22 protein-coding genes, 2 tRNA genes and 1 other RNA gene are annotated in these 21,820 nt (G+C 64.5%); 14 read left to right on the top strand and 11 right to left on the bottom strand.

Features of this window, described 5'->3' with window-relative positions; genetic code table 11:
- Positions 1-9: 9 nt before the first annotated feature.
- The 3 genes from epsC to msrA all read right to left on the bottom strand — a co-directional run bounded on the left by epsC (position 10) and on the right by msrA (position 2,159).
- A complete protein-coding gene (epsC, locus tag FYJ92_RS11180) occupies positions 10-594 on the bottom strand; it encodes a serine O-acetyltransferase EpsC (protein WP_185260803.1) in 585 nt (194 codons plus the stop codon).
- Positions 595-633: 39 nt separating this feature from the next.
- Positions 634-1,569, bottom strand: a complete 936-nt coding sequence (gene cysK / locus FYJ92_RS11175) for a cysteine synthase A (protein ID WP_185263766.1) — start codon at positions 1,567-1,569, stop codon at positions 634-636.
- A 65-nt stretch (positions 1,570-1,634) separates the two neighbouring features.
- On the bottom strand, positions 1,635-2,159 hold the full coding sequence (gene msrA / locus FYJ92_RS11170; protein ID WP_185260802.1) for a peptide-methionine (S)-S-oxide reductase MsrA: 525 nt from the start codon (positions 2,157-2,159) through the stop codon (positions 1,635-1,637).
- Between the two features lie 99 nt (positions 2,160-2,258).
- Between msrA and FYJ92_RS11165 the strand changes: the two genes are divergently transcribed.
- On the top strand, positions 2,259-3,182 hold the full coding sequence (locus tag FYJ92_RS11165; RefSeq protein ID WP_185260801.1) for a Nif3-like dinuclear metal center hexameric protein: 924 nt from the start codon (positions 2,259-2,261) through the stop codon (positions 3,180-3,182).
- 122 nt (positions 3,183-3,304) lie between these two features.
- Entirely contained in the window at positions 3,305-4,060 is a 756-nt protein-coding gene (locus tag FYJ92_RS11160) for a zinc ribbon domain-containing protein (RefSeq protein ID WP_185260800.1), read from the top strand.
- A gap of 18 nt (positions 4,061-4,078) precedes the next feature.
- Here FYJ92_RS11160 and FYJ92_RS11155 read toward each other — a convergent pair whose 3' ends face one another.
- A complete protein-coding gene (locus tag FYJ92_RS11155) occupies positions 4,079-4,885 on the bottom strand; it encodes a YaaA family protein (protein ID WP_185260799.1) in 807 nt (268 codons plus the stop codon).
- Between the two features lie 57 nt (positions 4,886-4,942).
- Here FYJ92_RS11155 and rnpB point away from each other — a divergent pair.
- The 4 genes from rnpB (at position 4,943) to FYJ92_RS11135 (ending at position 8,281) form a co-directional block, all read left to right on the top strand.
- Positions 4,943-5,329, top strand: an RNA gene (rnpB, locus tag FYJ92_RS11150) — RNase P RNA component class A.
- Positions 5,330-5,633: 304 nt separating this feature from the next.
- On the top strand, positions 5,634-7,076 hold the full coding sequence (locus FYJ92_RS11145) for a glyceraldehyde-3-phosphate dehydrogenase (protein ID WP_255482035.1): 1,443 nt from the start codon (positions 5,634-5,636) through the stop codon (positions 7,074-7,076).
- Positions 7,077-7,154: 78 nt separating this feature from the next.
- Positions 7,155-7,358: a hypothetical protein gene (locus FYJ92_RS11140; protein ID WP_185260797.1), complete on the top strand. Its 204-nt coding sequence runs from the start codon at positions 7,155-7,157 to the stop codon at positions 7,356-7,358.
- Positions 7,359-7,483: 125 nt separating this feature from the next.
- Positions 7,484-8,281 (top strand): HNH endonuclease family protein, encoded by a 798-nt coding sequence (locus FYJ92_RS11135; protein ID WP_185260796.1) that lies wholly within the window; start codon positions 7,484-7,486, stop codon positions 8,279-8,281.
- A gap of 9 nt (positions 8,282-8,290) precedes the next feature.
- Here the strand turns inward: FYJ92_RS11135 and def are convergent, their stop codons facing one another.
- The 3 genes from def to orn all read right to left on the bottom strand — a co-directional run bounded on the left by def (position 8,291) and on the right by orn (position 9,767).
- Positions 8,291-8,863 (bottom strand): peptide deformylase, encoded by a 573-nt coding sequence (gene def / locus FYJ92_RS11130; RefSeq protein ID WP_185260795.1) that lies wholly within the window; start codon positions 8,861-8,863, stop codon positions 8,291-8,293.
- Between the two features lie 116 nt (positions 8,864-8,979).
- Positions 8,980-9,052: transfer RNA gene (locus FYJ92_RS11125), tRNA-His, on the bottom strand.
- A 127-nt stretch (positions 9,053-9,179) separates the two neighbouring features.
- On the bottom strand, positions 9,180-9,767 hold the full coding sequence (orn, locus tag FYJ92_RS11120) for an oligoribonuclease (RefSeq protein WP_227008171.1): 588 nt from the start codon (positions 9,765-9,767) through the stop codon (positions 9,180-9,182).
- A 205-nt stretch (positions 9,768-9,972) separates the two neighbouring features.
- Here orn and mptB point away from each other — a divergent pair, with 205 nt between their 5' ends.
- Positions 9,973-11,529 (top strand): polyprenol phosphomannose-dependent alpha 1,6 mannosyltransferase MptB, encoded by a 1,557-nt coding sequence (gene mptB, locus FYJ92_RS11115; protein WP_185260793.1) that lies wholly within the window; start codon positions 9,973-9,975, stop codon positions 11,527-11,529.
- A 15-nt stretch (positions 11,530-11,544) separates the two neighbouring features.
- Here the strand turns inward: mptB and FYJ92_RS11110 are convergent, their stop codons facing one another.
- Entirely contained in the window at positions 11,545-11,988 is a 444-nt protein-coding gene (locus FYJ92_RS11110; protein WP_370525937.1) for a DNA alkylation repair protein, read from the bottom strand.
- A 325-nt stretch (positions 11,989-12,313) separates the two neighbouring features.
- On the opposite strand from FYJ92_RS11110, the gene map reads away from it, so the two are divergent.
- On the top strand, positions 12,314-13,081 hold the full coding sequence (map, locus tag FYJ92_RS11105) for a type I methionyl aminopeptidase (RefSeq protein ID WP_185260792.1): 768 nt from the start codon (positions 12,314-12,316) through the stop codon (positions 13,079-13,081).
- A 24-nt stretch (positions 13,082-13,105) separates the two neighbouring features.
- On the opposite strand, the gene FYJ92_RS11100 is transcribed toward map, so the two are convergent.
- Positions 13,106-13,828, bottom strand: coding sequence for an alpha/beta hydrolase (locus FYJ92_RS11100; protein WP_370525936.1), 723 nt, complete (start codon positions 13,826-13,828; stop codon positions 13,106-13,108).
- A 17-nt stretch (positions 13,829-13,845) separates the two neighbouring features.
- Positions 13,846-14,931 (bottom strand): LacI family DNA-binding transcriptional regulator, encoded by a 1,086-nt coding sequence (locus FYJ92_RS11095; protein WP_185260790.1) that lies wholly within the window; start codon positions 14,929-14,931, stop codon positions 13,846-13,848.
- 177 nt (positions 14,932-15,108) lie between these two features.
- On the opposite strand from FYJ92_RS11095, the gene FYJ92_RS11090 reads away from it, so the two are divergent.
- The 3 genes from FYJ92_RS11090 to FYJ92_RS11080 are packed head-to-tail and all read left to right on the top strand — an operon-like array spanning position 15,109 to position 18,328.
- Positions 15,109-16,281, top strand: a complete 1,173-nt coding sequence (locus FYJ92_RS11090; RefSeq protein WP_185260789.1) for a Gfo/Idh/MocA family protein — start codon at positions 15,109-15,111, stop codon at positions 16,279-16,281.
- Complete coding sequence (locus FYJ92_RS11085) at positions 16,278-17,492, top strand: dihydrodipicolinate synthase family protein (RefSeq protein WP_185260788.1); 1,215 nt, start codon at positions 16,278-16,280, stop codon at positions 17,490-17,492. Before FYJ92_RS11090 ends, FYJ92_RS11085 begins: the two co-directional genes overlap by 4 nt.
- Positions 17,489-18,328 (top strand): sugar phosphate isomerase/epimerase, encoded by an 840-nt coding sequence (locus FYJ92_RS11080; RefSeq protein WP_185260787.1) that lies wholly within the window; start codon positions 17,489-17,491, stop codon positions 18,326-18,328. The genes FYJ92_RS11085 and FYJ92_RS11080 overlap by 4 nt, the downstream gene beginning before the upstream one ends.
- A gap of 108 nt (positions 18,329-18,436) precedes the next feature.
- Here the strand turns inward: FYJ92_RS11080 and FYJ92_RS11075 are convergent.
- A tRNA-Arg gene (locus FYJ92_RS11075) sits at positions 18,437-18,509 on the bottom strand.
- A 214-nt stretch (positions 18,510-18,723) separates the two neighbouring features.
- Here FYJ92_RS11075 and FYJ92_RS11070 point away from each other — a divergent pair.
- The 3 genes from FYJ92_RS11070 (at position 18,724) to ettA (ending at position 21,712) form a co-directional block, all read left to right on the top strand.
- Positions 18,724-19,305 carry a single-stranded DNA-binding protein gene (locus tag FYJ92_RS11070; RefSeq protein ID WP_185260786.1) on the top strand — a complete coding sequence of 194 codons (582 nt, stop codon included), beginning with the start codon at positions 18,724-18,726 and terminating at the stop codon, positions 19,303-19,305.
- 108 nt (positions 19,306-19,413) lie between these two features.
- On the top strand, positions 19,414-19,983 hold the full coding sequence (locus tag FYJ92_RS19065; RefSeq protein WP_255482032.1) for a hypothetical protein: 570 nt from the start codon (positions 19,414-19,416) through the stop codon (positions 19,981-19,983).
- Positions 19,984-20,029: 46 nt separating this feature from the next.
- Positions 20,030-21,712 carry an energy-dependent translational throttle protein EttA gene (ettA, locus tag FYJ92_RS11060; protein WP_185260785.1) on the top strand — a complete coding sequence of 561 codons (1,683 nt, stop codon included), beginning with the start codon at positions 20,030-20,032 and terminating at the stop codon, positions 21,710-21,712.
- Positions 21,713-21,820: the final 108 nt, after the last annotated feature.

Raw genomic sequence — 21,820 nt, 5'->3', positions numbered from 1 at the left:
AGTGACGGATCAGATCCGGTATTCGATGTCGTACTCGGCCGGATCCACGGCGGGCTTGGTTTCGCGCTGGGCATCACGGTGGCGCCACTTGGCCGGCACGCCGGTCACAATCGATTCCGGTGGCGCGTCCTTGACCACCACGGCGTTGGCGCCCACGGCGCTGTCCCGGCCGATGGTGATGGGTCCCAGGACCTTGGCTCCGGCGCCGATGGTGACCCGGTCCTCGATGGTGGGATGGCGCTTGACCTTGGCCAGCGAGCGGCCGCCCAGCGTGACGCCGTGATAAATCATCACGTCTTCGCCGATTTCCGCGGTTTCGCCGATGACCACACCCATGCCGTGGTCGATGAAGAAACGCCGGCCGATCGTGGCGCCGGGATGGATCTCGATTCCGGTCAGGAAGCGGCCCAGCTGCGACACCAGCCGCGCCGGGAACCGCAGTCCCGGGGTTTGCCACATATGGTGCGTCAGCCGGTGGATCCAGATGGCATGCAGCCCGGAATAGGCGAAAAAGTTCTCAAAAGAACCTCGAGCCGCCGGGTCGTGTGACCGGGCGGCGTCGAGATCTTCCTTCAGTCTTGCGAAAAAGCCCACAAAGTTCTTTCTACAGGAAACGGGGCGACAACGGGCTGATCAGCCGCGGATGTCGTCATAGAGCACGGTGGAGATGTAACGCTCACCGAAGTCGCAGACAACCGCGACGATCAGCTTGCCGGCATTCTCCGGACGCTTGGCCAGTTCCAGGGCCCCCCAGACGATGGCACCGGAGGAGATGCCGCCGAGGATGCCTTCTTTGACGCCGAGTTCACGGGCGACCCGGACGGAGTCCTCCAAGGTGGCATCCAGGACTTCGTCGTAGACGTTGGTGTCCAGGATTTCCGGGATGAAGTTCGCGCCGATGCCCTGGATCTTGTGCGGCCCGGGAGCGCCGCCGTTCAGGATGGCGGAGTCCTTCGGTTCGATGGCGACAATCTGGACCTCAGGATTGCGCTCCTTCAGAACCTGGCCGACGCCGGTGACGGTTCCGCCGGTGCCGATGCCGGCGACGAAGATGTCCACCTTGCCGTCGGTGTCGGACCAGATTTCCTCGGCGGTGGTGGTGCGGTGGATCTCAGGGTTGGCCTCGTTGGCGAACTGCTGGGCCCAGATGGAGTTTTCCGTGTTGGCCACGATTTCCTGGGCCTTTTCCACGGCGCCGCGCATGCCCTCGGAACCCGGGGTCAGGACAATCTCGGCGCCGAACGCCCGCAGCATAACGCGGCGTTCCGTGGACATGGTCTCGGGCATGGTCAGGATGACCTTGTAACCGCGGGCCGCACCCACCATGGCAAGGGCGATGCCGGTGTTGCCGGAGGTGCCTTCAACGATGGTGCCGCCGGGCTTGAGGGCGCCCGACTTCTCGGCGGCGTCAACGATGGCCACTCCGATGCGGTCCTTGACGCTGTTGGCCGGGTTGTAGAACTCAAGCTTGACCGCCACAGTCGCGCCCAGGCCCTCGGTTAACCGGTTCAGGCGGACCAGCGGAGTGCCGCCGACCAACTGCGTTACATCGTCATAGATCCGTGCCATGTAGATATGCCTATCTCTCAAGTGTGAATGCTGAGGTCAGCCTAACGATGGCTGAGCGGGCGCTGCTAAGCATTAAGCCACGCAGAGTAATATTTCCTGGCCTTGGCGAGCTTGGGATTGATGATCACCTGGCAGTATCCCTGCTCGGGATACTTGGCGTAGTAGTCCTGGTGAAAGTCCTCCGCGACATGGAAGCGGGGGAGCCGGCTGACCTCCGTAACGATCGGATGGGACCAGAGAGCCTGGTTCCGGTCGATCGCCTCCTCGAACAGGATCTTCTCTTCGGTGGTCTCATAGAACATTGACGACCGGTACTGCGTGCCCACGTCGTACCCCTGGCGATTGAGCGTGGTGGGATCGTGCAGCGCGAAGAACATGTCCAGGATGACCTCAGCCGGGATGACGGATTCGTCGAAAGTGACCGCCACGACTTCAGCGTGGCCAGTGGTTCCGCCACAGACGGAGTAGTAGTCCGGCTGAGGGTCATGGCCGCCCGTGTACCCGGAAATCACCGACGTGACCCCTTTGGTTATTTGGTAGACGGCGTCGAGGCACCAGAAGCAGCCCCCGCCAAGAACAAAAGTTTTCATGACCTCTTCAATGGTTGAGCGCGCCAGATGATTCCCTGACCACCCTACGAGAGTTTGAAATATGCGGGGCAAACGGACCGATGGGGTAAAACTGAGACTATGGAACCTGCAGACATCGGCGTCAGAGATGCGGACAAGCACGACGACGGCACCCTTACCGGGGCGGACGCTGCAGCGGCTGGTCCGGCTGCTCCCACGCTGGGGCAGGTGCTGCTGGCGGTTGAGGAACTCTGGCCCGAGTCGCTGGCCGAAAACTGGGACGAAGTGGGGCTGGTGGCCGGGCACCCGTCAGCGCCCGTGACAAGGGTGATGTTCGCCGTTGATCCGACGCTTACGGTGATCGAGGAAGCCGTGGAATGGGGTGCCGAGCTCCTGATTACCCATCACCCGTTGCTCCTCAAAGGCGTCACGTCCGTGGCGGCCACCACTGCCAAAGGGCAGGCTATCCACCGCCTTATCGAGTCCGGAACCGCACTGTTGACCGTCCATACCAACGGTGATTCCGCCGTCGGGGGCGTTTCCGACGTCCTGGCCGATGCGCTGGGACTTGAGGGCGTTGTCCCGCTGACGGTGGCCGCGAACGGACTGCCCGAGGAAGGCATCGGACGTGTGGGTGATCTGGCGGACGTGATGAGCCTGGGCGATTTCGCTGCCCGGGTGTTCGGCATCCTGCCGTCGGTGGCCGGCGGAGTCCGTGTGTCCGGGGACAAGGACGGGCTGGTGCGGCGCATTGCGGTGTGCGGGGGCGCGGGGGATTCGCTGTTCAATGAGGTGCGGGCCAACAACGCCGACGTCTATGTCACCGCCGACCTCCGCCATCATCCGGCGTCCGAAGCCCGTGAAGCGGCAGTGAACGGCCGGCCCTACCTGATTGACGTTTCGCACTTTGCCAGCGAATGGCTGTGGCTGCCTGCTGCGGCGTCGGCGCTGGGCAATGTGCTAGCCGATCAGGGCCACGACGTCGAGATCCAGGTAAGCACCACCAACAGCGATCCGTGGGACTTCATTCTGACTCCGGGCTAAGCCGTGCGGGCGAGGGGCCCCAGGCGAGCTAGCGAGGCAGGGGAGCACGCCAGGCGCTAGAGTCTATAAAGCGCCGATACGGTGCCCGGCTTCGGCCGGATTGGATTTAGCGGAGGTAAATAGTGGCCAAGGCAGCACCGGCGGAACAGTTGAAGTTGCTCGAACTGCAGGGGCTGGACGCAAAGCTCAGGTCCCTGTCCAACCGCCGCCGCGCCCTGGAAACCGATCCCCGGATCGAGGACCTGCAATCGGCCCTGTCCGTCGCCAACGGCGAACTCGGCGCTGCCAAGATGGCCGTCCACGACGCCGAAGCCGAGCTGAAGCGCGCCGAGGCCGACGTCGAGCAGGTCGCCTCCCGCATCGAACGCGACGAAGCGCGGCTCAACAGCGGGACGGGGCTGTCAAAGGACCTGGTGGCCCTGCAGAAGGACATCGCGTCCCTCAACAAGCGCCGCTCCGACCTTGAAGACGTGGAGCTGGAAGTCCTGGAACGCCTGGATTCGCTGCGCGAGCGTCAGGCTGCCCAGCAGCTCATCGTGGATAACGTCCAGGGCTCCTTCGGCGGCATCCGCGCCGAACTCGATGAAGCCCTGGCCGAAGTGGCTGCTGAAGCGACCATTGTCCGCGGCAAGCGCGCCGCGTTCGCTGAAGGACTCGATGCCGGGATGCTGGCTATCTACGAAAAGACGCTGGCAAAGCGGGGCGTGGGCGCCGCCCGGTTGTTCCACGGCACCTCTGAGGCCTCCGGAATGAAGCTGAGTCCCGGGGACCTCGCCGAGATCAAGGCCGCCTCCGAAGACGACATTGTGTTCTGCCCGGATTCGGGTGCCATCCTGGTGCGCTCCGCTGAGTGGAACACTCCCGCCCCAGCTAACTAACAGCCCATATGGGGCGCTCTAACTGCCGTTGTGAACGCTCAGAGCGACTGTTTGTGCTACCGGGTTGGGCAGGATGATGTTCAGGGCATGCGGTTTCCGCACTGAACCATCCACCAGCTCGGCGTCCCATTTTTCGCGCGTGGCCTTCAGTAGCTGCCCCGGAGTCAGCGGGGCATTGCCGCGCCGGGCCAGCAGGTGCCGCGCCAGCTCGCCGCGGGTGTGCTTGGCGAAGTGGCTGACCACCTTGCGCACGCCATTGACCTCAGTAAAAACATTGACGGCCACCGTCTGAGCCGGCGGCGGTGTCCAGGCGGCGGCATAGGTGCTGGAGCGGCAGTCCACGAGCAGATGCCCGGACGCCGACTCCGCGAGGGCCGCCGAAATCTGAGGCTTCCAGAACGAGGCGAGGCGGCCGACGTCGGGCAGTGCCGTTCCCATCGACAGCCGGTAGGCGGGCACACTGTCCGCGAAGCGGATGGCGCCCCATAGCGCCGAGATCACCAGCACGGATACATCGGCCTTCCGCCGCTGCGCCGGCGTCAGGGTTTTGTAGCCGAGGGCGTCGTACAGAACGCCGGAATAGATCTGGTGTGCCGGGGCGGCCGGTTCGGCGTGGAGCCGGGTGTTGCGTTCGACGTCGTCCTGCAGCGATGCGCCGACGCCCAGCAGCGCGAGGGCATCCTCATGTGCGCTGACCGTCCCCAGCGCCTCCAGGACTTTGGCCCGATAGGTGTTGAGTTCGGGAAAGCTCAGTGACGGCCAGTCGACGGCGGATCCGCGGACTGCGGGGGTCTTGCCTTCGGAGGGGGGAAGCAGAATCAGCACCGTACGATCTTACCGGCGACGGCGTGGCCTCCTGCCGGCGGTAGACTGGGCTGCGGATGGGTTGACCAGGCGGCCGCGCGTCACGCAAGTGGCTCGAGGAACGTCCGGGCTCCGCAGGGCAGGGTGGTGGGTAACGCCCACTCGGGGTAACCCGCAGGCCAGTGCCACAGAGAACAGACCGCCTGCGTCTTCCGGCAACGGAAGCTCAGCAGGTAAGGGTGAAACGGTGGTGTAAGAGACCACCAGCTTCCCGGGTGACCGGGAAGGCTAGGTAAACCCCACCCGGAGCAAGGCCAGACAGGACACGTTTGAGGGCTGCCCGCCCGAGTGTCCGGGTAGGCCGCTGGAGGGCGTCGGCAACGGCGTCCGTAGATGGATGGCCGCTACTCCCGCGCTGGTAACGGTACGGGAGCACAGAACCCGGCGTATCGGTCAACCCATCCAACACCTCCCGCCGGGCACGGACCCGCCCCGTATGTGAGTGATTTCACGCTGGTGGCGGCGGTCCGCGGGTCTGCTCCAGCCTAGAATGGAGAGCGAACGTAGGAGTTCTGCCGCCGGGTCTGCGTTCGCAGCCGGTGGCTTTTCTTTGCGCTTCTCCACGGCACCCGGGATGGACCGCATCCTGCCGGTGCCAGAGCCCCTGGACATCATCAGGTGGCCGCCAACCGCGTACGACGACGTATGCGGCTGAACCGAGGAAGGTAGTTCTGTGAGCCAGACGTCAGATTCTTGTCTTGATACGTGGATGGGCCGGGAGGCTCTCGCCGAGGCCATGATTCCGGTGATTGGCCGGCTGTACCGCGAAAACAACGTGGTGACCAGCATTCATGGCCGGAGCCTGATCAACAAATCCACCATGAACATCCTCAAGGCGCACCGGTTCGCCCGCCGCATGAGCAACACCGAGCTCCTGCTCGAAGAGACCGCACCGCTGCTGAACATCCTGGCTCAGCTGGAGCTGGGTGCGGCGGCCATCGACGTCGCCCGACTGGCGGAGAAGTTCAAGGCAGAAGGCGACGGCGCCACCCTGGAAGAGTTCCTCCGCGCCGAACTTGCCGAGGTCGTTGGCAGGCGCGGTCGCGATGACCGCACCAGCACCGACGTTGTGCTGTACGGTTTTGGCCGGATCGGCCGCCTGCTGGCGCGCCTCCTGATCGAAAAGGCCGGTGGCGGCCACGGCCTGCGCCTGCGCGCCATCGTGGTGCGCCGCGGCTCGGACAAGGACCTCACCAAGCGCGCCAGCCTCCTGCGCCGCGACTCGGTCCACGGTTCCTTCGAGGGAACCATCCGGGTGGATGAGGCTGCCAACACCATTACGGCGAACGGTGTACAGGTCCAGGTCATCTACTCGGACAATCCTGCCACGATCGACTACACCGCCTACGGCATCCACAACGCCCTGGTGGTGGACAACACTGGCCGCTGGCGTGACGCCGAAGGCCTGTCCCAGCACCTGCAGAGCAAGGGTGTTGCGCGGGTTCTCCTGACGGCGCCGGGCAAGGGCGACCTGAAGAACATCGTGCACGGTATTAACCACCGCAGCATCGAGGACACGGACCAGATCGTGTCCGCAGCGTCCTGCACCACGAACGCCATCACCCCGGTCCTGAAGGCCATCAACGACAAGTTCGGCGTGATCCACGGGCACGTTGAAACCGTCCACTCCTTCACCAACGACCAGAACCTGATCGACAACTTCCACAAGGGCGACCGCCGCGGCCGCTCCGCCGCGCTGAACATGGTTATCACCGAAACCGGAGCGGCCACTGCTGTGGCGAAGGCGCTGCCCGAGCTGCTGGGAAAGCTCACCGGCAGCTCAATCCGCGTCCCCACGCCGGACGTTTCGCTGGCCATTCTGAACCTCAGCCTGGAGAGCGGAACCACCAAGGATGAGGTGAACGACTATCTGCGCCAGATGTCCCTGCATTCGGACCTCCGCAAGCAGATTGACTACATCGATTCGCCCGAGGTTGTTTCCACGGACTTTGTTGGCTCACGCCGTGCCGGCATCGTGGACGGCCTCGCCACCATCTCCAACGGCAAGAACCTGATTCTTTACGTCTGGTACGACAATGAATTCGGTTACAGCTGCCAGGTAGTCCGGGTTATGGAAGAGATGGCCGGAGTCAACCCGCCGGCGTTCCCCGCCAAGGAAGCCGCTGCGGCGTTGGCAGCAATCGCTGTCTAGGCCGTTTGCCGGGCTGGCCGCCCGACATTCCCGGCTGATTTGCTGGAATCAGCCGGGAATCGGGATCACACTGGTGGCATGGATAACGAAACTCTCCACGAGACCACCCTTGAACACGCCCTCGACGTCGCCAAGGCCAACCACAAAGAAGCGATCCGGCTCCTGGACCAGGCGCGCGGGTCCCGGGCTTCCGGCGATGTCGGTGACGACCGGGTGCGGCAGCTCGAAGGGCTCCTCCAGGTTGCCGAAGAAGACCTGCGCCGTGTAGCCCGGGAGCAATAGCCGGCCTCAGCAGTGGGCGGGATGCCCGGTCCACTTGTCCTCCCCGTTGTGGATAACCGCTTGGGTGTCGGTGGGGTGACCTAGGCTCTTTTGGTGCGTTACATTTCCGGAAGAGCTGATTACCCATGACCGTCAGCTGGCGTGCCTACCGCAGCGCCCGCCGCCGCTCGAGGCAGGCCTGGGTCCTGCTGGCCGTGCTGACCCTGGCTGCAGCCGGCTCCGCGGGATGGTTTTTCACTGCGGGCCAGTTCGCAGCGGCGGAACCAGCCATCGCAGGGCCCAGTGAGGCGCCCGTTTTCGACGGGACCTGGATGAAGCCCGTGGTGCCGGTCCACACTGTGCCGCAGGGGAGTGCCCTGGACGCCCTTGAGGGGCTGCCCGTCAAGGGCAGGGCTCCCAAGGACAACTACCAGCGGGAGGCCTTCGGGCAGGCCTGGCTGGACGTGGACCGGAACGGCTGCGACACCCGCAACGACATCCTTCGCAGGGACCTGACCGCCGTGGGCTTCACGGAGGGGTCCAAATGCAGGGTAGCGTCGGGTGCCATCCAGGAGCCGTACACGGGGAAAGCCGTGGAGTTCCGGCGCGGTGCGGAAAGCAGCAAGGAAATCCAGATCGACCACGTTGTGGCGCTCGGAGACGCGTGGCAGAAAGGCGCACAGGGGCTGAATTCGCAGCAGCGCCAGAGCCTGGCCAACGATCCGCTGAACCTCATCGCCGCGGACGGTCCCGCCAACCAGCAGAAGAGCGCAAGCGACGCTGCTACCTGGCTGCCGAAGAACAAGAACTTCCGCTGCCACTATGTTGCCCGCCAGATCTCGGTGAAGGCGTCCTATGAACTGTGGGTCACGCAGCCGGAGAAGGACGCGATGAAGCGCGTCCTGGACTCCTGCCCGGACCAGCCAACCATCAGCGCCCGTTAATGCGTCGGCTCAGTGGCCGAACGGGTCCGGATCCACGCCGGGCATCCAGGTCAGCCCGGGCACGCCCCAGCCGCTCTTCCTGGCCAGTTTCATGGCCTTCCGTGCATAGCGGTCCATCAGCCGGTTGACGTAAAGCTTTCCGTCCAGGTGGTCGTACTCGTGCTGGATCACCCGGGCGAACCATCCCGTCGCTTCGAACTCAACGGGCTGCCCGTAGCCGTCAAAGCCTTCCACCCTCGCCCACTCTGCACGCTTGAGCGGGTAGGCGCCGCCGGGGAAGGAGAGGCAGCCCTCTTCCTCTTCTTCGGGGTCCGGCAGTGCGCCAGAGATCTTGGACAGGGTCAGCACCGGGTTAACCAGGACTCCGATGGGCGGGGCGCCGTCGTCATTGGCGTACTTGTAAACGAAAATTCTCTTGCCAACTCCAACCTGCGGCGCGGCCAGGCCGACGCCGTTGGCAGCATCGTTGGTTTCAAGCATGTCCGCGATCAGGGTGCGCAGCCCGTCGTCGAACACCTCCACCTCAGCGGCGCGGCGGTGCAGCACCGGTTCTCCCCAGACGGTGATTGGCAGAACTGTCATCTCAGGCGGCCCTTCGTGCGTGCGGCGTGACGCCGGCGTTTATGCAAAAAAATGGAGGCCGTACCGGATATCCGGTACGGCCTCCAACTGAACAGCATTTACTGCCGCCCTATGAGGGTGAGCTACGGGGGTTGAACCCGCGACCTCCTGGACCACAACCAGGCGCTCTGCCAACTGAGCTAAGCCCACCATGTGCCCACAGATTCCCGGACATCCGGTGCTCTGGAAAGGCAACTCAAATAGCTTACCTGCTGGCGAAGGCTGCTTGTGCCACTTTTAGGGTTTTTGCGAAAAATTCCACCAAATGTGGTGCAGATTACTCTTCTGGGGTACCTGTGCCAGGCGTGGCAGTGATGCGCTGGGCGACTTTGCGGGCAGTGGCGCTGTCAGGTCCGGGAGCCGGAACAAAAACCGACTCGCGGTAGTAGCGGAGCTCGTCGATGGAATCCTGGATGTCCCCCAGGGCGCGGTGCCCGCCCCTCTTGGCGGGGGACTGGAAGTAAGCCCGGGCGAACCAGCGGCGGGAGAGTTCCTTGATGGTGCTCACATCGATCACGCGGTAGTGGAGGTGCTCCACAACGGCCGGCATGTCGCGGGAGAGGAAGACGCGGTCTGTCCCCACGGAGTTGCCGCCCAGCGGTGCCTTGCGCGGGTCCGGCACCCACTTTTCGATGTACTCCATCACGGCGGCTTCGGCCTCGGCCATGGTCTTGCCGTGCGGCAGTTCCTTGAGCAGCCCGGACCGGGTGTGCATATCCCTGACGAAGTCGTTCATCTGGGCGAGGGCAGCGTCCTCGGGCTTGATCACCACGTCCACACCGTCCCCGAGAATGTTGAGCTCTGAGTCCGTCACCAGCGCCGCCACCTCGATCAAAGCGTCGTTCTTGATGTCCAGGCCGGTCATTTCGCAGTCGATCCAGACGATGCGTTCGTTAGATATAGGCACCGGACCAGCCTACCGTTTAGCTCCGGCGCAACCGTCCGATGCTAGGATTTCGGGTACATGGGGGCGAGGATTTTGCCGCTGTGATGTGCCTGCGCGACCCGGGCTGCCACTGCCGCCCCGCGGGGTTGGAGCGCCGAGTGTAAAGAGATTGGACGATCCTGAGATGACGGCGCCTGTGCCTGCAACGGGGGAGATGGCCGCCAGCGTGATCCTGGAGCCTGCAGAGGCAGAAGTGGATAACGCAAGGTCCCCCATTCTTGCCGGTCTTGTCGGCTCGGTCCTGATGGTGCTCGGATCCCTCGGCGTCGGCTGGCTGGCTCCCGTTTCCGAACTCCGCCGGGTACCGATCTTTATCTGGATGCGCACGGAGGCCATCGGTGTTGCCCTGGCCATCGTGCTGGTCGCGGTGGGCGGCATGCTCCTGGTCCGCTCCTGGTTAAGGCTCGGCCAACGGATCCGCGTGTGGGGGCCGGCCGCGCGAAAGGCAACGCTGCAGGCCATCGCAGCATGGGGCCTGCCGTTGATGTTCACCGTCCCGCTTTTCAGCCGCGACGTGTATGCCTACATTGGTCAGGGCAGGCTGATGGTGGAGGGATTCAACCCCTACGAAAACGGCATCTCGGCGCTGTCCAACTATTTCCAGCTTGGCGCCGACAAACAGTGGACTGAAGCTCCCGTGCCGTACGGCCAGCTGTTTCTGTGGATTGAGCAGTTTGTGGTCTGGTCCACCAACGTCCAGCCCGAGGCCAGCGTGATGCTTTTCAGGCTCGTTGCGCTGTTCGGCGTGGTCCTCTGCGTTATCTATGTGCCCAAGCTGGCCGAGCTTCACGGCGTCAACCCACACCGCGCAGTGTGGCTCACCGCCGCCAACCCGCTGTTCCTCACCAACTTCATCGCCAGCGTCCACAACGATGCCCTCATGATCGGGTTGGCCCTCGCCGGACTGTATTACGCGGCCACCAGGCGCGTGGTGCTGGGTATAGTCCTGGTCACCCTTTCCATCGCCGTCAAGCCCATCACCATCGTTTTCCTGCCGTTCATCGGCCTGATCTGGGCAGGCAAGAACGCCGGCTGGCCGCGGAAATTCATGTTCTGGGGACTGACAGGAGGGCTGAGCCTTGCCATTCTGTATGGCCTGAGCCTGGTCAATGGGTTCGGTTTCGGCTGGATCAACGGGCTGTCGGCCCCAGGCAGCCTCTTTATCTGGTACGCGCCGGTGGGGTTGGTGGGGCTCATGGTCGCTTCGGTTTCGAATGCCTTCGGCCTCGACGGGTGGACGCTCGCAGACTGGGTGTTCGACGCCGGCAAATTACTTGCCGTAGGCGTCGTCGCCTTCCAGATCTTCAAGGGTGAGCATAACCGCCTGATCCGCCGCCTCACTTTGGGCTTTGCGGCCATTGTGGTGCTGGCCCCGATGATCCAGGCCTGGTACGTGGTGTGGCTCATCCCGCTGTTTGCGGTGACAGGCATCCGCAATGACTGGCAGGTCAAGGCCTTGTACTTCATCGTGTCGTTCTTCATGATCTACGCCATTTCCGACCAGCTGGAGGTATTTCCCTACCTCCAGACGGAGGATCTGGGACTGGCCCTCGTCCTGGCCCGCTTCGCGGCCGCGATAACGGGCCTGCTCTTTGCCATGTACCTGATCTTCATGGATCCGGACACCAAACGGCTTTTCCGGAAGTCGGCCGAGCCGGTGACCGAACGCCCCGTCATTTAGTCTCCGCAGGCACCGTTATCCGGAGCCGGTGACTCCCGGCGTCGTGCCCTCTTCCAGGTGCCGCATTGCTTCCTGCCGGGACAGCGGACTCAATTGGGTTCCCTTTATCATGACGAAATTGCATACCCACAACTGCGAGGTGATGGCCGACCGCCTGATCCAGAAGTCCTGGTCGGTGCTCCAGGCCAGCAGCAATTCGGTCATCATTGGCCGGTGTGCCTGAAGAAGCCCGCCGATACGATCCGATACCCCGTCCACGAAGTCCCACCACTTACCGGTGCGGATGATCTCCTCGTAGACAGGGAGCATCAGCTGGTCACGAGCCACCAACCGCAGGCCGGTCAGGTCAATGGCCGCATAGCGCTCCTCGCGCACCGTGGAGCCGCGCCACAGCTCCAGCACCGTTGCCCTCAGCTCGCCCGCCGAGGTAAAGGGATGGGCGGCGGCAGTGGCCTTCACCAGGCGCCTGACCTCCGGGACCCTGACGCGCAGTGACCGTGTAAGCCTGCGCTCCGGCGGCCCGCTCCGGGTCGGTCAGCTCCCGCAGCGCCGCACGTACGGTGTCCAGCAACGCGCGGTTCGGAGTCTCCGTGGCCCGAGCCTCCATGTCCGAAGGATCCTTGCCCAGCGTTTCCTCATGCGGCGATGATCCGTCCATGGTGCAACTGTAGCGAGGCGCCAGTGACATGCCGGCCGGTCCATCCGCTGTGGGACGGCTTTAGAGTGGGACCAGACATATGCACGTTCCCTTGGGCCGTGCCACCCGACGTCGGAGGTTCCCTGCATGTCCATGATCAAGACTCCCGAGCAGATTGCCCTGATGCGCGACGCCGGACGCGTGGTGGCAAACACTCTCGCGGCCGTCCGTGAGGCAGCCGGAGTGGGTGTCACCCTGCGCGAGCTCGATACCCTGGCCGCAGACACCATAGCCACGGCGGGAGCCACGCCGGCCTTCCTGAACTACCACCCGCGCTGGGCCTCAGTCCCGTTTCCCGGAGTGATCTGTACCAGCGTGAATGACGCCGTGGTTCACGGGATCCCCGGCGGGTACACACTCCGGGACGGTGATTTGCTCAGCGTGGATTGCGGGGCATTCCTGCAGGGCTGGTGCGGCGATGCGGCCATCAGCTTCATCGTGGGAACACCCGACCCCGTGGACCAGGCCCTCATCGATGCCACGGACGCCGCCCTGGCGCGCGGGATTGAGGCCGCCCGGATCGGCAACAAAATGGGCGATCTTGCCTACGCGATCGGCGGCGCCGCGCGGCGGGCGGGCTACGGTCTGCTGGCTGATCACGGCGGCCATGGCATCGGCCGCACCATGCACGCCGAACCGCCTGTGCCCAACGACGGCAGGCCGGGGCGGGGGATCAAGCTCACCGAGGGGCTGGTCATCGCCATCGAGCCCATGCTGATCCTGGGCCGCAAGGACGACTACTACCACGACGACGACGAATGGACGCTGCGGTCAGCAAATGGCCGCCGGGCTGCACACAGCGAGCACACGGTGGCCATCACTGCTGATGGCCCGGTGATCCTCACGCTTCCGTGACTGCCGATGGCTTAGGCAGACAGTTCAGCCGGCAGCGGTCCATCCCATCCTGTCCAGCCAGGCCGCACACAGCGATGTCCATTGATCCGGTCCCGGCAGCTCCCGGGCCAGCCCGAGGCCATGGCGGCCCTGCGGAAAAACGTGGAGTTCCGCCGGCACGCCGGCGCGGATCAACGCCCCGGCGTAAGAGAGGCTGTGGCGGACGGGTACCGCCGCATCATCGGCGGTGTGCCACACAAACGCCGGCGGGGTGGTGGCCGAGACCTGGAGATCTGGAGACAGTGCCCGGAGCAGATCGTCCGACGGCGACCCGCCCGCTAAGTTGTCCACTGACCCCTGATGGACCGCTTCCGTGAAGGATACGACCGGATAGCACAGAACCGAAAGGTCCGGAACGGCAGCCCCGACGTCCAGCGAGGCGTTTCCGGTGGAGACCGCCGTGGACAGCGTTGCCGCAAGGTGGCCGCCGGCCGAGAAGCCCAGGACGCCCACCCGCGTCCTGTCCACCGCCAGTCCAAGGGCGCCTTCGCGGATCGCCAGAAGGGCCTCCTTGCCGTCCTCCAGCGGCGCCGGATGGCGGTGCGGGGCAACCCTGTAGCGCAGCACGTAGGTATGGATCCCCAGCGCGGAGAGCCACTCGGCAACCGGCTCTGACTCGTGGTCGGCCTGTCCTGCATACCCGCCACCGGGAAGGACCAGAACCGCTGGACGCGGACCTGCGCTGCCGCGGGCAGGCACGGCAGTCATTGAGACCGGGGGCATCCTCAGGCCACTGACTCTGCGCTGCTGGGTTGGACCACTTCGGTGCTGCGCCGCAGAGTGACCTGGCCGGTTATCGGCGAAGATCCGGCCTCGCCGTCGCCCATTCCCGCGGCGCTGCTGGCGGCCTGCCGGCCAATTTCCTCCAGGGGAAGGTGCACTGTGGAGAGGGCAGGGCGGAAATCTCGCAGGGTCTCAATATCGTCGAAACCGGCGACGGCGGCGTCCAGCGGGATCCGCAGTCCCCGGGAACGCAGCGCAGCGGCGGTCCCGATAGCCATAACATCGTTGACGGCAAAGATGCAGAGCCCTGGTGCATTGCCCCCGGACCGGGATGCTGTGATCCGGGCAGCCAGGGCCAGGCCGGCATCGAAACCGCCGGCACGGTTGAAGTCCGTGCGGATGACGTCCGCGGCTGGCAGGCCTGCGACGGCAAGGCCACGCTGGAACCCTCGGATCCGGTCGTCGGACGTCAACAGCCCTTCCGGGCCCCCGATGATGACGAAGTCTTCCCGCGACGCCGCCAGTTCGGTGGCGAGCTGCGCGGCCAACTCCTCATTGGGCACACTCACCACGTGGTAGCCGTCTGCTGCCGTGGCGCCCACAATCCCGTGGCCGATCACGCCCACATGGCCGCCATTGCGGCAGTAACGGTCCAGTTCCGCGGCCAGTTCCGCGTTGCCGTCCCGGTCCTCGACGCGGGAAGTCCGCGATCCTGCGATCACGATGGAATCGGCGCGGCGGGCCGCGAAGGCACCCACGGCTTCCTTCTCGCTTTCCGGTGCGCCTTCGGTGGTGGCCAGCAGCACCATCTTGTGCTGTTCCCTCGCGGCTTCCTGGACGCCGCGGGCTATGGCGGCAAAGTAGGGATCGGCGATGTCGTGCACGATCAGCCCGATCAGTCCGGAGCTGGACTTCGCCAGCCCCTGGGCCTGCGCATTGGGAATGTAGCCGAGGGATTCGGCGGCCTGGCGCACGCGGTCGGCAATATCCTTGCCGGGTATCCGGGCGGAGCCGTTCAGCACGCGGGAGGCCGTGGCAGGCGAAACGCCCGCCAAGCGGGCCACCTCGGTGAGGGTACTAGCAGCCACAGCTTCTCCTGTTCGTACGGACTGTCAGCGCTATAGGCGCCGACTTCAGTATGGCAGTTTGGAGATAGTCAGGGAAAGCGCTTGCCAAGACGCGGTGACCGGTGCATGATGGATGCAGTGGGAATGCGCTTTCCCGAGACATCTTGAGTAACACTGCTCACTCACAGTGGAGGACACATGGGCTTCGAAACAAAGACGATCCGTATCGCCATGAACGGTATTACGGGCCGGATGGGTTACCGCCAGCACCTGCTGCGTTCCATCCTCCCCATCCGCGACGCCGGGGGATTCACGCTGGAGGACGGCACCAAGGTCCAGGTGGAGCCGATCCTGGTAGGCCGCAATGAAGCCAAGATCCGCGAGCTGGCCGAGCTGCACAAGGTGGCCGAGTGGACCACGGACCTGGATTCCGTGATCAACGATCCCTCGGTGGATATCATCTTCGATGCCTCGATGACGAGCCTGCGTGCCGCCACCCTGAAGAAGGCCATGCTGGCCGGCAAACACATCTTCACCGAAAAGCCCACGGCGGAATCCCTGGAAGAAGCCATCGAACTGGCCCGCATCGGCAAGGAAGCCGGCGTCACTGCCGGTGTTGTGCACGACAAGCTGTATCTCCCGGGCCTGGTCAAGCTCCGCCGCCTCGTGGACGAAGGCTTCTTCGGCCGCATCCTGTCCATCCGCGGCGAATTCGGCTACTGGGTCTTCGAAGGCGACGTGCAGGCAGCCCAGCGGCCGTCCTGGAACTACCGCAAGGAAGACGGCGGCGGCATGACCACGGACATGTTCTGCCACTGGAACTACGTCCTCGAAGGCATCATCGGCAAGGTCAAGAGCGTCAGCGCCAAGACCGCCACCCACATTCCGGCCCGCTGGGACGAGGCAGGCAAGGAGTACAAGGCCACCGCCGACGACGCTTCCTACGGCATCTTTGAACTCGAAACTCCGGGCGGTGAGCCGGTCATCGGGCAGATCAACTCCTCCTGGGCCGTCCGCGTCTACCGCGACGAACTCGTGGAATTCCAGATCGACGGCACGCACGGTTCGGCCGTTGCCGGCCTCAACAAGTGCGTTGCCCAGCAGCGTGCCCACACCCCCAAGCCAGTCTGGAACCCGGACCTGCCTGTCACCGAGTCCTTCCGCAGCCAGTGGCAGGAAGTCCCTGCCAACGCCGAGCTGGACAACGGCTTCAAGCTGCAGTGGGAAGAGTTCCTGCGCGATGTTGTGGCCGGCCGCGAGCACCGCTTCGGCCTGCTGTCCGCCGCCCGCGGCGTCCAGCTCGCCGAGCTTGGCCTGCAGTCCAACGACGAACGCCGCACCATCGACATCCCGGAGATCACGCTCCAATGACTTCCCTGATCCTTCCCACGCACGACGGCGGCACCCGCGAGTACCGCCTGCAGGGCGGCGTGTCGTGGGCCCGCCCCACCGCGCCGCTCACGTCACGTCGCGCGTACGCCGCAGCCCACGTCATTCCCGACGTCCTGGCGGACAACACCCCCGGCGCCCCTGCCAGCCTCGACTGGGACGCCACCATGGCATACCGGCATGAACTCTGGTCCTATGGCCTGGGCGTTGCGGACGCCATGGACACTGCCCAGCGCGGAATGGGACTTGACTGGGCCGCAACCCAGCAGCTCATCAAACGCACGGGTGTGGAGGCGGCTTCGGTGGTCTCCGCCGGAAATGCCGCCACCGCCGGCAAAACTGTCCGCGACCTCGTCTCCTGCGGCGCCGGAACGGACCAGCTGGATATCGCCACCCTGCCCACAGGCGAGGCCGGACTTGCCGCCGTCCTGGATGCATACCGCGAGCAGATCGCCGTCGTCAGTGAAGCCGGACCCAAGATCATTCTGATGGCTTCCCGGGCGCTGGCCCGAGTGGCTGCCGGTCCGGATGACTACTTGCACGTTTACTCCACGTTGCTGCAGGAAGTGGACCAGCCCGTCATCCTGCACTGGCTCGGGACCATGTTCGATCCCGCGCTGGCAGGATACTGGGGTTCGGCCGACGTCGCTGCCGCGACCGAGACGTTCCTGTCCCTTGTCCGCGAGCACGCGGACAAGGTGGATGGCGTGAAGGTCTCGCTGCTGGACGCTTCGCACGAGATTGCCCTGCGGTCAGCCCTTCCGGAAGGCGTCCGCCTCTACACCGGCGACGACTTCAACTACCCGGAACTGATCGACGGCGACGGCAGCCACCACTCGGATGCGCTGCTGGGCATCTTTGCAGCGATCTACCCGGCGGCTTCGGTTGCGCTGCAGAACTACGACGCCGGCAAGGCTGCGGAAGCGCGAGCCATCCTCGATTCCACGCGGGAGCTCGGCAATCACATCTTCAGCGCCCCGACGTTCTACTACAAGACCGGGATCGCCTTTATGTCCTGGCTTAACGGCAAGCAGCCCGGCTTCCAGATGGTGGGCGGCCTGCACTCGGGCCGCTCCGTCTGCCACCTGGCCAAGACCTTTGAACTGGCCGACAAAGCTGGGTTGCTGAAGGATCCGGCGCTCGCCGCGTTCCGGATGTCCGACTACCTGCGCATCAACGGAGTGGGAGTATGAGCGATTTTTCGCGCCTTGCGATCAACAGCGTCACCACCAAGAAGTGGACTCTAGCACAGGTCGTCGACGGCTGCGTGAACGCCGGCATCCCGTCGATCGGCCCATGGCGTGACCGCGTTGAAGAGGCAGGGCTGGACAAGGCCGCCAAGCTGATCAAGGACGCCGGCCTCCGCGTCTCCTCGCTCTGCCGCGGCGGTTTCCTGACAGCGGCCGACGCCAAAGGCCAGGCCGCCGCGCTGGCGGACAACCGCGCGGCGATCCTCGAAGCCGCGGCGCTGGACACCCGGGAACTCTTCCTGGTTGTCGGCGGACTGGCGCCGGGGGAGAAGGACCTGGTGGCTGCCCGCCAGCGGGTCGTCGACCGCCTCGCCGACCTTGTTCCGTTCGCCGCCGAAAACGGGATCCGGCTGGTGCTCGAACCCCTGCACCCGATGTACGCCGCTGACCGTGCCCTGATCTCCACCCTGGGACAGGCTTTGGACCTCGCGGCCCCGTTCGACGCGAAGGATGTTGGCGTCGCCGTCGACACCTTCCACGTCTGGTGGGATCCGGAACTGAAAGCCCAGATTGAACGCGCCGGCGGGGAAGGACGCATCGCCTCCTACCAGGTGTGCGACTTCAACATGCCCATCGCCGCGGATCCGCTGCTGTCGCGCGGATACATGGGCGACGGCGTTATTGACTTCGCCACCATCGGCACCTGGGTCCGCGATGCCGGGTACACCGGCGACATCGAAGTTGAAATCTTCAATCAGGAGATCTGGGACACGGATGGCAATATCGTCCTTTCCACGGTCAAGGAGCGCTACGCGGAACTTGTCCTGCCCTACGCCTGAGTAACGGCAATTTGACGCCAGCCACATAATGAAAAACACCCCGGTCTGCTGACCGGGGTGTTTTTTGCTGACCGGCGCATCCGTCAGGACATGCCAACTCATCTTTTGTGCCCCAGGAGGGAATCGAACCCCCGACCGGCGGATTAGAAGGCCGCTGCTCTATCCCCTGAGCTACTGGGGCACGTGGCGCCATGACCAGAGATCCGGCGCATCAAAAGTTTACATGGCCCCACGGTGCGGCCGCTTCACCTCGGCGCGCTGCCGGTACTTGTCCTCAACAAGGAAGTTTCGGGAAGGGTTGTGCACATACGCGAAGTTGTCCCTCGCGGCCCGGTGCAGTCCGCGCGAAGCTGGTTCTGCCGGTAAGGCACCACCTTTCGAGACAGGACAACATGATGACTGACTACCAAACGTTCCGGGGCTTCGTTGCCACGGATGTCAAGACCTCCACAACTCCGGGCGGGGTGGGCACAGCCTCGTTCCGCCTCGGTTCAACCGCGCGGCGTTTTGATCGCGCCACCAGTACCTGGGTGGACAGCCACACCAACTGGTTCAACGTCCAAGGATACCGTCAGCTCGCCGGGAACATGGCCTGCAGCATCAAAAAGGGACAGTGCGTCATCGTCGTTGGCCGGCTCAAGCTGCGCAGCTGGGAGAAAGACGGCCGGGTCTACCATTCGGCCGAAATAGATGCCGATTCCGTGGGGCACGACCTCAAGCGTGGTTCGGCCAACTACATCCGTACCAGCGACACCGGAGTGCAGCTCGTCTCAGACAACGGCGCGGCAGGCCAGGAGACCGCAGCGGAGGGCGGCGCCATCGGCCCCGCTGATCCTGAGGACGACGGAGGAGACCCGGAGGAAGGGGAGCACGCGGACGACGACGCGGCGGCCTTGGGAGTCTTCCACGAGGACGCAGACGGCAACCACATTCCGGTGGACGCTGAAACAGGCGAGCTCGCCGGAGCCGTCGTCTGAAAGTGCTGGCGTTGGATACTGCACGGGACACGGGCGGATCCGGTTCCGGCAGTCCGCCCGCGCCTCGAAGGTTCCGTCCCATGCTTGGCCGCGTGACAGAATGGCGGCATGAATCGCGCGACGGACAACCGGCAGGCAACCCCAATCACCAGCCGGATCACCCGTTCCCTGCGGCGTGCGCCACGTGCCGGACGGGCGCCCGTGGCGCTCGCCGGAAGCCTCCTGATGATTCTCGCGCTCGCAGCCTGCACTGGCGGCTCCCCAGCAGGGTCCGGTCCAACGGGGGCCGGTCAGGGCATTGCTGCTCCCAGCGAAGTCACCACCCCTTCGGACCCGGCCACCACCGGAACCCGGCAGGCCGCCACGTCCCCGGCGGAGGATCCGGCCATCGCGGTCATGAAACAGACAGTAACGGATGCGCTGGAGAGGCTGGCGGCGGGGACACCAAAGCCAGCCACAGCCCAAATGACCGATGCCCTCACCGGCGCCGGGATTGCTTTCGCGTCCCTTGAAGTGTCGGCCAGCCGGACGCCCACCGGGCTGGAAGCGGACGCCATTGAAGCCGCAGTGCTACAGGGCACCAAATGCGTGGTGGGTCAGGTCCGTGACGGCAGCGTCACCGTCATCGTTCTGCCGGTCCTGGCCAGCGGCAAGTGCTTCGTGGGTACGGCTGCCTGACGCCTCGAATGTGAGTTAAGCCTGCCAACCCACTAGATTTGGATCCATGGCGGAATTTATCTACACAATGACCAACGCCCGCAAGGCAGTTGGCGAAAAACTCATTCTTGACAACGTAAGCATGTCGTTCTTCCCGGGCGCCAAAATCGGTGTTGTTGGCCCGAACGGTGCCGGTAAGTCCACCATCCTGAAGATCATGGCCGGACTGGACATCCCCTCCAACGGTGAGGCCAGGCTCAGCCCCGGCTACACCGTGGGGATCCTGTTGCAGGAACCGCCACTGAACGAGGAAAAGACTGTCCTGGGCAACGTCCAGGAAGGTGTTGGCGAGATCTACGGCAAGATCCAGCGCTTCAACGAGATCTCCGAGGAAATGGCCAGCCCCGACGCTGACTTCGACGTGCTGCTCGAAGAAATGGGTCAGTTGCAGGAGGCCATTGACGCCGCGGAGGCTTGGGATCTCGACTCCCAGCTTGAGCAGGCCATGGACGCCCTCCGCTGCCCGCCCGCGGACGCGGACGTGACACTGCTCTCCGGCGGTGAGCGCCGCCGCGTGGCCCTCTGTAAGCTCCTGCTGCAGAAGCCCGACCTCCTGCTCCTGGACGAGCCCACCAACCACCTGGACGCTGAGAGCGTGCTGTGGCTGGAACAGCACCTCTCCAGCTACGCCGGCGCAGTCCTGGCCGTCACCCACGACCGCTATTTCCTCGACCACGTCGCGGAATGGATCGCAGAGATTGACCGCGGCCACCTGTACCCCTACGAAGGCAACTACTCCACGTACCTGGAGAAGAAGCGTGCCCGCCTGGAAGTCCAGGGCAAGAAGGACGCCAAGCAGGCTAAGCGCCTCACCGAGGAACTTGAATGGGTTCGCTCCAACGCCAAGGGCCGCCAGACCAAGTCCAAGGCCCGTCTGGCCCGCTACGAGGAAATGGCAGCCGAGGCTGACCGTACCCGCAAGCTTGACTTCGAAGAGATCCAGATTCCGCCGGGCCCGCGCCTGGGCGGGCTGGTCCTGGAAGCCAGGAACCTGCAGAAGGGCTTCGACGACCGCACCCTGATCGACGGTCTGTCCTTCACGCTTCCGCGCAACGGCATCGTCGGCGTCATCGGCCCCAACGGTGTGGGCAAGTCCACGCTGTTCAAAACCATCATTGGCCTGGAGCCGCTCGACGGCGGCGAGCTCAAGATCGGCGATTCGGTCAAGATCTCCTACGCGGACCAGAGCCGCGGCGGCATCGACCCGAATAAGACCCTGTGGGAAGTTGTTTCCGACGGACTGGATTACATCCAGGTGGGTCAGGTCGAAATGCCGTCCCGCGCCTACGTTGCCGCTTTCGGCTTCAAAGGCCCGGACCAGCAGAAGAAGGCCGGGGTGCTCTCCGGTGGTGAGCGCAACCGCCTCAACCTGGCCCTGACCCTCAAGCAGGGCGGTAACCTGCTGCTCCTTGACGAACCCACTAACGACCTCGACGTCGAGACCCTCAGCAGCCTTGAAAACGCGCTGCTGGAGTTCCCCGGCTGCGCCGTAGTGGTATCGCACGACCGCTGGTTCCTGGACCGGGTGGCCACGCACATCCTGGCCTACGAAGGTGACGAGGAAAACCCCGCCAAGTGGTACTGGTTCGAGGGAAACTTCGAATCCTACGAGGAGAACAAGGTAGAGCGGCTCGGACCTGATGCGGCCAAGCCGCACCGCGTTACGCACCGCCGCCTCACCCGCGACTGATCTCAAAGGAAGGCCGGCACCCCATCAAGGGTGCCGGCCTTCCTGCTGCCCGCCAGACGTCGGCCTGCCGAAAGCCAGCCAGCCCTCCTCAGTCAGCCCGCTCAGCCA

This window comes from Pseudarthrobacter sp. NBSH8 (genome assembly GCF_014217545.1).
In the GTDB taxonomy this organism is placed as follows: Bacteria; Actinomycetota; Actinomycetes; order Actinomycetales; family Micrococcaceae; genus Arthrobacter.
This window is presented reverse-complemented; position numbering and strand designations above follow the sequence as displayed.